The following is a 373-nucleotide window of genomic DNA, read 5'->3' as shown; positions in this document are numbered from 1 at the left end:
TAATGTAATTGTGAATCAAAATAATTCTGAATTCTCTAAGAAATTAAATTTAAAAGAGGGTAAGTGGGCAATAAGAGTATTATAAGANNNNTATAGATAAATTAATAAAAAAATGGGTATTATATAATAAATATAAGTATGGAAATGTAGATTTAAATTCTGTTGTNNCAAAAATAGTATATGAAAATCCTGATTTAAAGAAAGATATAAAAGAAATAATCCCAAAAGTTAAAGAAGAAATAAATAATTTAATTAATATATCTAGAGAAGAAGCTTATAATATATTATTAAAAGAATATCCAGAATTATTAGAAGAAAAGAAAAAAGAGGAAAGAAAAGGGTTGCCAGCATTAAAGAATGCAATAGAAGGGAA

The sequence above is a fragment of the Candidatus Nanopusillus massiliensis genome (assembly GCF_920984865.1).
The sequence above is the reverse complement of the archived record's forward strand: the minus strand, read 5'-3'. Positions refer to the sequence as shown.